This is a genomic window from Levilactobacillus zymae, assembly GCF_032190635.1.
In the GTDB taxonomy this organism is placed as follows: Bacteria; Bacillota; Bacilli; order Lactobacillales; family Lactobacillaceae; genus Levilactobacillus; species Levilactobacillus zymae_A.
In genome coordinates this window covers 2,331,667-2,344,144 of the sequence record NZ_JAVLAS010000001.1, presented here as the reverse complement: position 1 = coordinate 2,344,144, position 12,478 = coordinate 2,331,667, and the positions used below count along the sequence as shown (strand labels likewise).

12 protein-coding genes and 1 pseudogene are annotated in these 12,478 nt (G+C 49.6%); 9 read left to right on the top strand and 4 right to left on the bottom strand.

Translation table 11 applies throughout. The features are described 5' to 3' along the window. Positions 1 to 14 precede the first annotated feature (14 nt). The 8 genes from RI501_RS11205 to RI501_RS11170 all read left to right on the top strand — a co-directional run bounded on the left by RI501_RS11205 (position 15) and on the right by RI501_RS11170 (position 7,664). Complete coding sequence (locus RI501_RS11205; protein WP_313822626.1) at positions 15 to 932, top strand: hypothetical protein; 918 nt, start codon at positions 15 to 17, stop codon at positions 930 to 932. A gap of 547 nt (positions 933 to 1,479) precedes the next feature. Next, positions 1,480 to 2,616, top strand: a complete 1,137-nt coding sequence (locus RI501_RS11200) for an ROK family protein (RefSeq protein WP_313822623.1) — start codon at positions 1,480 to 1,482, stop codon at positions 2,614 to 2,616. Positions 2,617 to 2,795: 179 nt separating this feature from the next. Beyond that, the gene (locus tag RI501_RS11195) at positions 2,796 to 3,896 is read left to right on the top strand and encodes an AI-2E family transporter (RefSeq protein WP_313822621.1); all 1,101 of its coding nucleotides are present in this window, start codon (positions 2,796 to 2,798) and stop codon (positions 3,894 to 3,896) included. A gap of 240 nt (positions 3,897 to 4,136) precedes the next feature. Then, positions 4,137 to 5,597, top strand: coding sequence for a collagen binding domain-containing protein (locus RI501_RS11190; RefSeq protein WP_313822619.1), 1,461 nt, complete (start codon positions 4,137 to 4,139; stop codon positions 5,595 to 5,597). Between the two features lie 166 nt (positions 5,598 to 5,763). Next, positions 5,764 to 6,456: a 2,3-diphosphoglycerate-dependent phosphoglycerate mutase gene (locus RI501_RS11185; RefSeq protein ID WP_057733565.1), complete on the top strand. Its 693-nt coding sequence runs from the start codon at positions 5,764 to 5,766 to the stop codon at positions 6,454 to 6,456. Positions 6,457 to 6,717: 261 nt separating this feature from the next. Continuing rightward, positions 6,718 to 6,936: a hypothetical protein gene (locus RI501_RS11180; protein ID WP_313822616.1), complete on the top strand. Its 219-nt coding sequence runs from the start codon at positions 6,718 to 6,720 to the stop codon at positions 6,934 to 6,936. A 48-nt stretch (positions 6,937 to 6,984) separates the two neighbouring features. After that, a complete protein-coding gene (locus tag RI501_RS11175; RefSeq protein ID WP_045808046.1) occupies positions 6,985 to 7,236 on the top strand; it encodes a hypothetical protein in 252 nt (83 codons plus the stop codon). A 218-nt stretch (positions 7,237 to 7,454) separates the two neighbouring features. Next, complete coding sequence (locus tag RI501_RS11170) at positions 7,455 to 7,664, top strand: DUF262 domain-containing protein (protein WP_313822612.1); 210 nt, start codon at positions 7,455 to 7,457, stop codon at positions 7,662 to 7,664. Positions 7,665 to 7,765: 101 nt separating this feature from the next. Here RI501_RS11170 and RI501_RS11165 read toward each other — a convergent pair whose 3' ends face one another. Then, positions 7,766 to 8,644, bottom strand: coding sequence for an IS3 family transposase (locus tag RI501_RS11165; RefSeq protein ID WP_313823228.1), 879 nt, complete (start codon positions 8,642 to 8,644; stop codon positions 7,766 to 7,768). A gap of 17 nt (positions 8,645 to 8,661) precedes the next feature. Further along, complete coding sequence (locus tag RI501_RS11160; protein WP_002816285.1) at positions 8,662 to 8,913, bottom strand: IS3 family transposase; 252 nt, start codon at positions 8,911 to 8,913, stop codon at positions 8,662 to 8,664. A 356-nt stretch (positions 8,914 to 9,269) separates the two neighbouring features. Between RI501_RS11160 and RI501_RS11155 the strand changes: the two are divergent. After that, a pseudogene (locus RI501_RS11155) lies at positions 9,270 to 10,617 on the top strand (APC family permease). A gap of 548 nt (positions 10,618 to 11,165) precedes the next feature. On the opposite strand, the gene RI501_RS11150 reads toward RI501_RS11155, so the two are convergent. After that, entirely contained in the window at positions 11,166 to 11,567 is a 402-nt protein-coding gene (locus RI501_RS11150) for an aggregation-promoting factor C-terminal-like domain-containing protein (RefSeq protein WP_313822609.1), read from the bottom strand. 329 nt (positions 11,568 to 11,896) lie between these two features. Then, positions 11,897 to 12,430 carry a LysM peptidoglycan-binding domain-containing protein gene (locus RI501_RS11145; protein WP_313822607.1) on the bottom strand — a complete coding sequence of 178 codons (534 nt, stop codon included), beginning with the start codon at positions 12,428 to 12,430 and terminating at the stop codon, positions 11,897 to 11,899. Positions 12,431 to 12,478 lie beyond the last annotated feature (48 nt).

The following is a 12,478-nucleotide window of genomic DNA, read 5'->3' as shown; positions in this document are numbered from 1 at the left end:
CGGAGGTCTTCACTTTGAAAAAATGGGTATGGGTCGTCGCGACAATCGTGGTCGCATTGCTCATCGGTGGCTATGCTTACTCTAACCACCACGCGACCGCGAAGGAATACCAAGCGGCAATGACTAACGGGCGGACAGCCTTAAAGAATAAAGATTATACGCAAGCCGAAAGCTACTTTCAGAACGCCTTGAAGCGGCGGCTGAACGATCGGACCGCGCAAACGTACTTAACGCAGACGCAACGGTTTGTGTCCGGGGAAAATGCCATGGACGCGCGTAAGTTTGGGCACGCCCAAACGCACTACCAGACGGTCAAGACCACCAAGAATGGCTCGGCGGTCCTGGTAAACCGCGCCACCAAGCGGCTCAAGCAGGTTAAGGTGATTCGGGCCAACGTCACACAGTTCAAACAGGTGTTGAGTAAGGCGCAAGACCAGAACCAGGCGTTAAATTATGGCGCATCGAACACCACGCTTGATGAATTGTTCAACAACCGTAAGTTCCAACAGGTCTACTACAAGAACCTGTACGCGCAAGCCTTAGCCTTACGGAAAGCTAACAATGCGGGACAGACCAGCGTGGTCACGAATAGTAGTAGTGCGGCCACCACGTCTTCGAGCACGGCGACCAGTTCGGCTAGCGACAGTAGTCAGGCAGCGAACAGCGGCAGTAACGGAGCGTCGCTGACGTCGTCGGAATCCGCGGCCGCCCAGAACTATCAGGGGTCGAACGAATACACGGTAACCAAGAAGCAGCAAGAATTAAACGGAAAGGTCATCACGGCCGGTCAGATTAGTTCCGCCCGGCAAACGATTAACGCTGCCGGTGGGCAAGCTGACGCCATGAGCGATCAGGACGTCCGGGTAGCCTTACAGCAGGCGAATAAGAAGGGCCTGTCGTTGACTAAGTACACGCAACAATATTTAAAATAAACAGCTAACGTCACTTGCGGGTGGCGTTTTTTGATGGGTGACTTAATTAACTAGGTGATTGGCGACGGCTTCTAATTAATCGTATGATAAACTAACCAGCGATTCAGCAGGAAACTGGACTATTTACGACTAAGTATTTACTTCCGGTTAATCAATTGATGGGTAATGTAGTTTGTAAGGATAGCTTACCAGCAGTTTGAAAGTTTTCTGACGGCACTTAACGTGATTTGACGCACAAAACGTCAATATTACCAGCGGTTTGGTGGGTATTTTACCACCTGGAAAGTCGGATTGACGGTGAGTCATTATTTACCCGCTATTGGTAAGGGAGGTTTACTATAGTAATAGGTCCACAAACCAATTACACTGTAAGGGGGGTAAGGTGGTGTGGCACCGGTTAGCCAGAACCGTGATGATCTTGGGGGGTCAAGCGATTCTACTGAGCCTTGAATGGGCGTAGCGTCGCGGTTAATCGGGGGTCCAACATCACTACCATATTATGATTATTAACAAACATATCATGCGGACGACGAACGAAAAGCAAGTATTGCAACAGATTGTCAATGCTGGACCAATTTCGCGGAGTCAGATTTCTCGGAACCTAAGCCTGAACAAGGTGACCGTTTCGGATATCTATAGCGAATTACTTCACGAAGGTTTGATTCGCGAAGTGGGTCACGGTGTTAGTACGCGGAATGGTGGCCGGAAGCCGGTGATGGCGTTACTCAACGTGGACTATGGGTACGTGATCAGCATCAACATCTTACGCCAACGGTTCACCATGTTGGCCTGTCGGTTAGATGGTAAATCAGAAGATTATACGAGTGTGTCGACGCGTAACGTGGATCTCACGTCCGTGCTCGACATGATTGAAGAACACATTCGGCAGATGATGGGTGACCGGGATACCCGGTTACTCGGGTTGTCCTTTGGCTTAGACGGTGTGATTTACGAAAACCAAATTTTAAACGCCGGACTGAACGGGTTGAAGGATTTTGACCTGGCAAAGTACTTCGGCGATAAGTTCAACGTGCCGGTGGTGCTGGAAAACTTGGCCAACGAAGCGGCCATCTTCGAACGGGACTTCTCCGGCGAAGGGGTTTACGAAAACCTAATTTCGGTCACCATCCGGGATCAGGTCAGCGCCGGTATCGTGACGAACGGTCACCTGTACCGCGGTCACCGCGGGGAAGCGGGGGTCATCGGGAAGTGTCCGTTGGCCGACCGCTATCAGGAACAGAATCAAGAGACCGTGAACCACTACGTTTCCGAGACCAGTGTGTTGAAGCGCATTATGGCCTATCAGAAGCTCGACCGGGTCGACGTTAACCGGATTCGGCGGGATTATCTGGGTCACCAACCAGAATTATTAGCGATTTTGGATGAATTCTCCTACTACTTGGCCAAGGTTTTGGCGAACATTTCTAGTGGGTTTGCGCCGGACGCAATCCTGCTGAACGCCCCGATTTTGGAACTCCTGCCCGAATTGATGGACGACATCCGTGGGTACGTCGATAAGTTGGCGATTCCGCGCAAGGCGCCGCTCCTCTTGACCAAGAACGCCAAGGAAGCTTCCCTGATGGGGGGCGCATCGGCGATTATTCACCGGGTCTTAGCCCTGGATGATCTCCAATTGACGTTTAGAAACGAGCGGCCGGTGGTCCTCGAACAAATTGAATCTTAGCACGCTGAAGTTTACAGTGGGGACCCGTCAAGTTTGGCGGGTCTTTTTGATTGGCCGACAGCAACGCAATTTTTAAGCCGCCCAACGCAATTGTCTAGGCTACCGCTGGGGAAATCCTTAGGGAAATGGGGGCGTTGCGGTATAATGAAAGCTGACTAAAAGAGTGGGGGGATTCGACCTTGAATTTATGGGAACGGTTTACAACGAACATTCGCTTACGCCGCTTCGTGGTGCTAGCTTTTATCATCCTAATCCTGTGGCTGGTCCGCAGCGAAATGAACACGATTCTACTGACCTTTATCTTTACCTTTCTGGTGCTTCAGCTGGTCAAGTTCGTCCGGCGGCACGTCAAGATTCCAACGCAATTGATTGTGGTGCTGACCTACGTGATCATTCTGGGGGGCCTGTATTGGGCCGTGACTACCTATCTGCCCCAGATCGTGACGTCGTCGGTCCACGGGATTGAGAAGCTTTACAAGTTTTACCAGAACCCGGACAACGACACTAACCAGATTGCCCGTTGGGTGACCAACTACATCAGCACCTCGGACCTGCTAGGACAGGTACAGAATGGGGCCAAGGTCGTTTTGAACTACGTTTCGACGATTGGTTCGTTCGGTCTGACGCTGTTCATGTCGATGATCCTCAGCTTCTTCTTTACCATTGAAAGCAAGCAGATGACGGCCTTTTCCCAACGTTTTTTGACCAGTACTTACGGCTGGGTCTTCCAGGATATCAAGTTCTTCGCCGATAAATTCATCAATACCTTCGGCGTGGTGTTGGAAGCCCAATTCTTCATCGCGATGTGCAACACCGTGATTACCACGGTGATTCTGGCCATCATGAAGATGCCGCAACTGCCAACTTTGGCCATCATGATCTTCATCCTGAGCCTGATTCCAGTGGCCGGGGTGATTGTATCCGTGATTCCGTTGGCCGTGCTGGGCTATTCGGTCGGCGGTTACCGCTACATCATTTACATCTTAGTTATGATTGTGGTGGTCCACGCGTTAGAGGCCTACGTGTTAAACCCCAAGTTCATGTCCAGTCGCACGGAGCTGCCCATCTTCTACACCTTCGTGGTGTTGTTGGCGGGTGAACAACTCTTCGGCGTTTGGGGCCTGATTGTGGGGGTCCCCATCTTTACCTTCTTCCTGGATATCTTGGGTGTGCGGCCGGTTCACGGCTTACATCCGGGGGTGGACGTCGAGAAGCTTCGCCAGTACCGGCAGACGCACGGGCGACGCCGACACCGTGGCGATGATCAGGATGACGACTAATTCAATCCCAAAACGGTGACTTTCTACGGAGAGCCACCGTTTTTTTGTGCGGTCCCACCAGTTCCAGCATAGTCAAAATGAAATTAGTTAGGCCCCATCAGTTGCCTAACCAGGGGGTTATCTATCGGCAAAATTATAATTACGGTTAATTTCGGCCTACGCTGAAGATGAAACAGATAGGTTAACCACTGGTGAAGTGTGGACTTTTACCAGATGGTTGCGACCAAAGGGGGAGTTCTAATGCGCAGATTACGTCAGGTCATCATGACGAGTTTGTCTGCCATGATTATGGGAATTATCCCGTTAGCCATCCCAGTGACGACACAAGCTGCCACCACCCCTACGGCTAATTGGACGGTCGATGTGAACGGCAATATCACCGGCCGGGATGCCAACAATTATCCTAATCAGCTGACTTGGAACGTCGGGTTCAACTCGACCGGTCAGGATTTGGGCAATGCGAGTTTAGTTAATACCTTGAGTCCGGGGCAGGCTTACGTCCCCGGCAGTGTCACGGCGACGACCGGGACCTTTAATGCCGATGGGTCCTTCAGTAGTACCGGTGGCCACGAGCTGACACCGACGGTTACCGTGAACGGCACCACCACGTTGGGTCAACAACTGACGGTGGCGTTTAGCGACGTGAACGCACCGGTCGCGGTTTATTACCGGACCACGCCTCAGGTCAGTGGGTTAAACGGTAACTGGATGGCGACGGCCGAAGTTGCCGGGCACGCCAGCACGAGTCAAATTAACTGGGACGGCCTGACCGACCCAGATCCGGTCAAGACGCCAACCAGTTCCTCAACGACATCCTCATCGAGTTCGTCGAGCAGCTCTAGTTTGACGACACCCGCGAAGACGCCGACTTCTTCTACCGTGACGAGTCACGCAACGACCACGGTCACCGTGGGCGGTAGTGGCATGACCGATGGTGCCGGTGGCGGCGTTGACGAAGATAGTTCGTCCAGCGAGCCCATGACCGATGGCGCTGGCGGTGATGTCGATGAAGATAGCTCTAACGAAATTGATAGTTCATCCAGCAGTCACATGACGGACGGCGCTGGTGGTGGCGTGGACGATTCTTCGGACGAATCCGCGGAATCCAGCAGTCTGCCGAGTGCTTCCAGCTCTGCGACGATGCCTAGCGAACCCAGCGTTTCGAGTTCTGCTAGCATGAGTAGCAGTTCGCAGCCAAGTCAATCGTCAGCACCGGTTACGGTACCAAGCGAGTCATCGAGTCAAGCATCATCGACGCCAAGTGTCACGGTGCCCAGCGCATCATCGAGTTCTGTAAGCAGCAGTAGTGCCGTTTCCAGTATGCCCGGGATCTCCAGCAGCGCGGCCAGCTCCAGTGTTGCTTCGTCCGGTCAGGGCGTGTTGGCACCGGGAATGAACTCGAGTTCGAGTGTTCAGCCAAGTCAACCGGTTGTCGGCGGTCAGGGCGCTACGGTTCCGGCCAACAACGGTACGGTCGCTGGGTTACCACAATCCGGGACCCAAGCGGCAATTGCCGGTTCACAACCAGCAACGCAACCCAACGCCATGAGCAGTGGGTCAGCGGTCAATGCCGCCTTACCTGTCACGGCCACGGGACGCCTGCCACAAACCAACGAGGAAGCTAACTACGCTGGCGTGGTCTTCGGTGGCCTGATGCTTATCGGGTTAGGCTTGGCATTTGTCAGTCGTAAGCAACCTTAATTTAAAATCAGTAAGCCAGATCGGGTGACCGACCTGGCTTTTTTGGTCCAATGAGAAGAAAACGGTTACCTAGCTAACTCCGGGGTTAAAACGGGAATAATGCTGAAATTTCCGGGGAGATGGTGTAAAATAACAGGGTAAAACTAAGAAGAAAGAGGTCTAAATAATGGCAAAATTAGTACTGATTCGCCACGGCCAAAGTGAATGGAACCTTTCCAACCAATTCACTGGCTGGGTTGACGTTGACTTGAGTGAAAAGGGTGTCGAAGAAGCAAAGGCTGCTGGGAAGAAAGTTAAGGAAGCCGGCTTGGAATTCGATTACGCCTACACTTCAGTTCTGAAGCGGGCCATCAAGACGTTACACTACGTTTTGGAAGAATCCGACCAACTTTGGGTTCCAGAAACTAAGACGTGGCGTTTGAACGAACGGCACTATGGCGCATTACAAGGCTTAAACAAGAAGGAAACGGCTGAAAAGTACGGCGACGACCAAGTGCACATCTGGCGTCGGTCCTACGATGTGTTGCCTCCACTGTTGAGTGCTGATGACGAAGGTTCCGCTGTGAACGACCGTCGTTACGCTGACTTGGATCCAAACATCATCCCTGGTGGTGAAAACTTGAAGGTTACCTTGGAACGGGTTATGCCGTTCTGGGAAGACCAAATCGCACCTAAGTTGCTGGATGGCAAGAACGTCATCATCGCAGCCCACGGGAACTCATTACGTGCTTTAAGCAAGTACATCGAACGGATCTCTGATGACGACATCATGGACCTCGAAATGGCAACTGGTGAACCAGTGGTTTACGACTTCGATGACAAGTTAAACATGACGAACAAGGTTAAGTTGGGCAAGTAATTGTCAGCTTAATTGAAGGCCGATCCGGCTTACGCAGGGTCGGCTTTTTCGTGGGGAAAAATCAGAGTGTGCCGCAGGGCGGTTAGCTGACGAGGATTAACGTCACTAAGGCGATTAGCTGGGGGTGGCTAATTGGCTTAGTGGGGTTAAGCGGAATCGGCTGCCCGGTAATCCCACGTTTCGCCACCGGTGGTCACTAATTGGTCACTTCTGGTCGTTTAATTTAGGTTACTTGGGACTATTCGAGGGAGGGCTCTTTGGATGTATGAGGTTGACGAACTACTAGAAGCTAAGCGTCAGATTGACTCAACGTTGCATAAGATTCAGGAGGTCGTGAAGACCCTTGAAGCGAAAGAGAATCCTAGTCGGTATAAATCCCAGCTGACTTTGGCGAAGCGACGGCTGAAAGCCTTTGGGATAGCTAACCAATTGATTGAAGACAAGCTGTCTGAGCTAGAGAGTACCCCCGGTAGGCACTAAATTAGCATTATTGATACACAACTATAAGAGAAGAAAAGAGATTTGAATTTGGCGACTAAAGAAGTTACGCAAGTTGAAATGATGAAGATTATCGCACTGTTCCGTAAGGAAGGTTTCAAGGGAGAATATGAAGACTTCCAACGAGTCAGTGGCACCGACCGTGAATTCTTTGTGGTCATGAGTAATGAACAAGGTATCAAGGCGTTGTTCCGCGCGAGCTTGATGTTGAACGCCGTGCAGTTCCAGTACGTGCTGGATGACAAGCATACGTTCGTGCAGGAAGACGCGGATGCTAGCTAAATAATTGAACTTTAATAGAGCAACCAAGCAATTAGGCTTGATTGCTCTATTTTTAATTTTCATCATAACGGTTCTTAATATATTGAGATATAATTAAAATGGTTCAATGTAATTTAATAAGAGAGTAGTTGGATTGGAAAGTAAATATTGAATATTAGTTTAATGTAAACGGTTACCAAAATATGACTGCTATAAAATCATTAGGGGGATAATTAACAATGGATATACATGCAGATCCACGTAGTATCGTAGATTTATTTCCGGTGTCAGAAAATGCTGCAATAAAATACAAAATTCCTTTATATCAAAGAGAGTACTCTTGGAGTAACGAAAATATAAGAGCGTTATTAGAAGATATTGATCAAGAAGAAGAAGGATATTATATTGGAAATTTATTGGTGAGAAATTGGATTGAAGTCAATATTTGAGACAGGTTTTAAGAGACATTCAGAACCGCGTTTACCTTCCATAGCTCAAATAAATCATTAATCGTGATTAATAACTTATTTGAACCATGGAAAGCATTAAATCAGGCGGCCATTTGGCTCGTAAGTGTTGCGATTTCAACTTGTAAGGGGGTCTGGTAGCCCAGTGAACTATGAATTCTCTTCCTATTGTAGAAAGTATGCACATATTCAAAAAGGACAGCAGCGGCAGTTTCATAATTCTCAAAGACCGGCACTGGATAAACACATTCCTTTTTGAGGGAAGCATGAAAAGATTCCATTGGTGCATTATCGTATGGACACCCCTTACGGCTGTAAGAGTGGCGGATATGTAGTTCTGTTAAACGTTGGTTGTAATCATCGCTGGTGTACTGTGATCCTAAGTCTGTGTGGATAATCAGGTCCCCAGTAATGGTTCGATTTTTAACCGCGCTTTCCAGGGTCTTTAAGACTAAATCAGTAGCCATCTTTTTTGAGAATGAATAGCCGATAATTCGTCTTGAGTGCAGATCCATGATGGTTGATAAGTAACACCAGCCATTACGCTTCGTTTGAATATAGGTCATATCAGCGGTCCATTTTTGATTTAAACCAGTGGTCGAGAAATCCTGCTTAAACAAGTTGGGACGCTGTTCAACCTTGGTTTTGGAAGCCGAAGCCGCTTTCCATTTATTGACGGTAACGGAGTGGATATCCAGTTCCTTCATGAGCCGGGAAATCCGTCTTGGGCTGCACCGACGCTGCAGTGGTTGAAGTTCCAGATTCAATTCATGGTGGATCTTCATAACGCCGTATCGCTGCTTGAATTCCGCAAAGATCCGCAGAATCCGTTGTTTTAAGTCCTCATCTTCGGCCCGGCGTTTTGAAGGCTTGGGGGATCGATAACGATAATACTGAGCTCTGGAAACACCGAGAATTCGGCACATCTTAGTTACCTGGTGGTGATGGCTTTCTTGGTGAATGTAATCAAAAATATTGGTTACTTCTGCGCAAGGAAGCCCAGGGCTTTTTTTAGGATTTCGTTCTCCTCAGACAGGGAAGCCAGCCGCTTTTCCATCGCTTTAATTTCGTCTGGCGATTTACCGGATTGAGTTTTGGCTTGGCCCTGGATCCACTTATGAACGGTTGAATAGCCAATGCCATATTCTCTGGCCAGTTGGGCGGCTGATTCGCCTTGTTTATATAGGTTGATGATGTTTTGTTTGAATTCTTTGTCGTAACGAGTTGGCATGTAAAAATTCCTTCCTTTTGAGAGACGATTTATTCATTATACGCTCTCTTAAAAGTTGTCTCAGGAATCAGCTTACATCCACCCGAAGACCATCACGATTAAGGAACGTGAAATCCGTTTATTCGTCATCGAAATTATCCTTTCAGTTGAGTTGGTAAAAAAGTTACTACAGACTACTATTATAGCGATTTTTCGCCAAGCATGGGAGCCGGATTTGACCCCGCGCAGGTTTTGCGTTGAAATCCCCCTTCCGGTCGGTTCTGATTGCGCCGGTCCCGGTGGTTCAGTATACTGTAAACTAACACCGTGCCGGTGGCAGTCGGCGCGGAGCTTGGAGAGAAAGAGATGGGGAAATCGTGAAAGAAACGTCAACGGTGGGATTGAACCGATCACTGGGGTTGTGGTCGGCACTCTCACTAGTCATTGGAACCGTGATTGGGTCCGGAATCTTCTTTAAACAGGCCTCCGTTTTACAAATGACGGGGTCGACCAACTTAGCGTTACTGGCCTGGTTGCTGGGGGGCGTAATTACCCTGGCGGACGGGCTAACGTTGTCCGAAATCGGATCACAGATTCCCCATACCGGGGGGCTGTACCAGTACATGACCCACATTTACGGGGAATTCTGGGGCTTTATGTCCGGCTGGATGCAAGTGATCGTCTACGCGCCTTCGATCGTGGGCTCAATTGCTGGGTACCTGGGCTTACTGATGGTCAACTTCTTTGGTATCAGTTCCTTCTGGAAGGCGCCCATCGCGATTATCACGATCGTGTTAGTTGCGGTCCTCAACATGTTAGAGAATCGGTACGGGGCGACGTTTGCCATCGTGACCACCATCTGTAAGCTAGTGCCGATTCTGGTGATTATCGTGTTCGGCCTGTTTTTCGGTAACCAAAGTGCGCTGGGGGAGACCATCACCAGTGTGCATCAGAGCATGGGCAACTTCGGGGTCGCTGTGTTGGGGACCATCTTCGCCTATGATGGCTGGATCCTGATTACCAACCTGGGGGGGCGAAATCAAGCGCCCCGAAAAACTCCTACCCCTGGCCATTATCCTGGGGATTACGATCATTATCGTGCTATATCTCGGGGTGACCTACGGCATCTTCCGGTCGATGAGTGCCACGCGAATTGACGCACTGGGGGAAAACGCCACGGCCTACTTTGCCACCAGTGCGTTTGGCACCTGGGGTGGCCGGTTGATCAATATTGGTATCATGATTTCGATCATCGGTGCGCTCAACGGGAAGGTGATGAGTTTCCCGCGGATCTACTACGCGATGGCTGCCAAGCACCAGTTGCCATTTGCGAAGTACCTGGGGCGCTTGAATCCCAAGACGCACACGCCGGTGGTGGCCACGTTGACGCTACTGGTCTTAGCGACGGCGATGATTCTGACCATTGACACGGACCGCTTGTCGGAATTGTGCATTTTCGTGATGTATAGTTTCTACATCGCCGCGTTCGTCGGGGTCTTTATTCTCCGGCGCCGCCACGAGGGACAACCAACCGGTTTTCGAACGCCGGGGTATCCAATCGTGCCCATCTTTGCCATTTTGGGGACCGGTTTCGTGGTTATCAGCGAGTTGTTTTCCGATTTCACCGGGGCCGCGGCTTCGATGATCGTGATCGCGTTGGGAATGCCGCTCTACTATTATTTGAAACGCAAGTACCGGGACACGCACGACCCGGATGTAATTTAATCAGTTAAAATAAGCGCTCTGGATGACGGTAACTAGTCATTCAGAGCGCTTTTTAGAGTAACTGGTTAAATATAAACCGTTTTCAGCCTGTTAATTAATACCAACTAGAATTTTTTGATTGAAATACTAAGCTATTCGTGTATAATAAGCATTACAATAATATTGTGTGCAACTTAATTGCGCATTTAAAATTAACGATTGTTGTTTAGAGAAAAGGAGTTGCCAGTATCACTAGTCAAAAGCAGAACATCTCGATTGAAACTTGGACCCATGAGCAATTGCCCCTCTTAGGACACGACGCGAGCGCGTGGCACTTATTTGCTACCTCGGCGGAACAGGACGTTTTTCTGTTTCAGAATAACACCAAGGGTCTCCAGGTTAGCGTTTATCAACATCCAAACGGTGACTATGAATTGGGCCGCATCTGGGCTATCTAAAATTGAAACGTGTTAGCGGCGACGACTTTCCTCGGAAAGGACGTCGCCGCTTTTTTAGTGAAAAAAACGCCACGGCGCAAAGTCCGTGACGTTGGGGTAATGGCGAAATTTTTAGTACCAGTGGTGACTCTGCCAGAATTTCTTGGCCTTGGTCCAGGTGCCGTAACGACCAGCCACGTATTTGTTGGCGGTCTTTTCTTGGTTGACGGCGGAGTAGTTACCGTGGAGGTACGACTTCAAGAGTTGGTAACGACCGTAACAATTCCCGTTACGAGCGGTGTAGCTGTACCGAGATTCGTGGTAGGCGATCCACTTCTTGGCGGCCTTTTGTTTCTTGGACAACGACGCGTTGATGGCCGCGATTTGTTTCTTTTGCTTAGCGGTTAATTTGGTGGCCGCTTGGGCCGTTACTGTGGCTTGTGTGCCCAGGCTAGCCGTAACGTCCGTGGCCATGCCGAAGGAAAAGCTGAATAGTAATAAGAATGCTGCAAGTTTTAGTTTAAGTTTTGACATATTTTTAATAACTCCCATATCTGTTAATCATTACCTAGTAGCTTAACCGATGAATGTTGCAGTTTGATTAACAGGGAGTTACTACGGGATTAAGCCGATATCATAATTCTGTCGGCTAAGCGACCAGAAAGCGGTCTATTTGGTTAATTTTACGGAAAATTAAGGGTCGGAATTAATCCTGCTAAATGGTGGTCTGACGGGGATTGACGTTGGTTAGCTGACCGGTAAAATCCCGTATATTACAAAATAATAGCGAGGGGGCATTGCGATTTAGTCGACAATTGAAAAAGTCAGCGTGCCGGGGCACGCTGACTAGGACTAATTCTGAATTAAAGGGACCAAGCGGCTAAGCCCTGGGCCTGGTAAAGACTAACGGCGGCATCGACTTGTTCTTCAACGGAGCCGCTGGAGATGTGCATGTTTTGAAAGAGCCCGTACGCGCCACTGGACGTGTTACGAACGTTGGGTTGCCAGTTGGATTCTCGTTGGATGATGGTGTTCCAAGTGGCGGCCGGAACGCCGGTCCGCGACGCCATCTGATCTAAGACGTAGCTTTTCAGGTTCGCGCCGGTGTAAGTCGTGGTTGTGGATTTAGACGTCGTGGAAGTCGTCTTGGCGGTCTTGGCCTTCGCGGTGGTGCTTAGCGTTAAGGTCTGACCAGCAACGAGGGCGTGGTGTTGAATGTGGTTGGTCTTTTCGAGGGTGGCCATTGACAGGTTGAACTTTTGGGAGATGGCCCAGACCGAGTCGCCGGATTTCACCGTGTAGGTCTTAGTGGCAGCGTCGGCGTTGATCGAGCCGAACAGGAACAAGCTAACGGCGGCAACGGTAGTGGTCATGAAAGTCGTAATTAATTTAGTCAAGAGACACCCTCCTATAGGTGATTGGTGAAGTCGTGAGTTCAGATGAAT

Coding starts and splice junctions, on each gene's coding strand:
- RI501_RS11150 (WP_313822609.1), bottom strand. CDS start 11,567: ATGTCAAAACTTAAACTAAAACTTGCAGCATTCTTATTACTATTCAGC.
- RI501_RS11190 (WP_313822619.1), top strand. CDS start 4,137: ATGCGCAGATTACGTCAGGTCATCATGACGAGTTTGTCTGCCATGATT.
- RI501_RS11170 (WP_313822612.1), top strand. CDS start 7,455: ATGGATATACATGCAGATCCACGTAGTATCGTAGATTTATTTCCGGTG.
- RI501_RS11180 (WP_313822616.1), top strand. CDS start 6,718: ATGTATGAGGTTGACGAACTACTAGAAGCTAAGCGTCAGATTGACTCA.
- RI501_RS11160 (WP_002816285.1), bottom strand. CDS start 8,913: ATGCCAACTCGTTACGACAAAGAATTCAAACAAAACATCATCAACCTA.
- RI501_RS11185 (WP_057733565.1), top strand. CDS start 5,764: ATGGCAAAATTAGTACTGATTCGCCACGGCCAAAGTGAATGGAACCTT.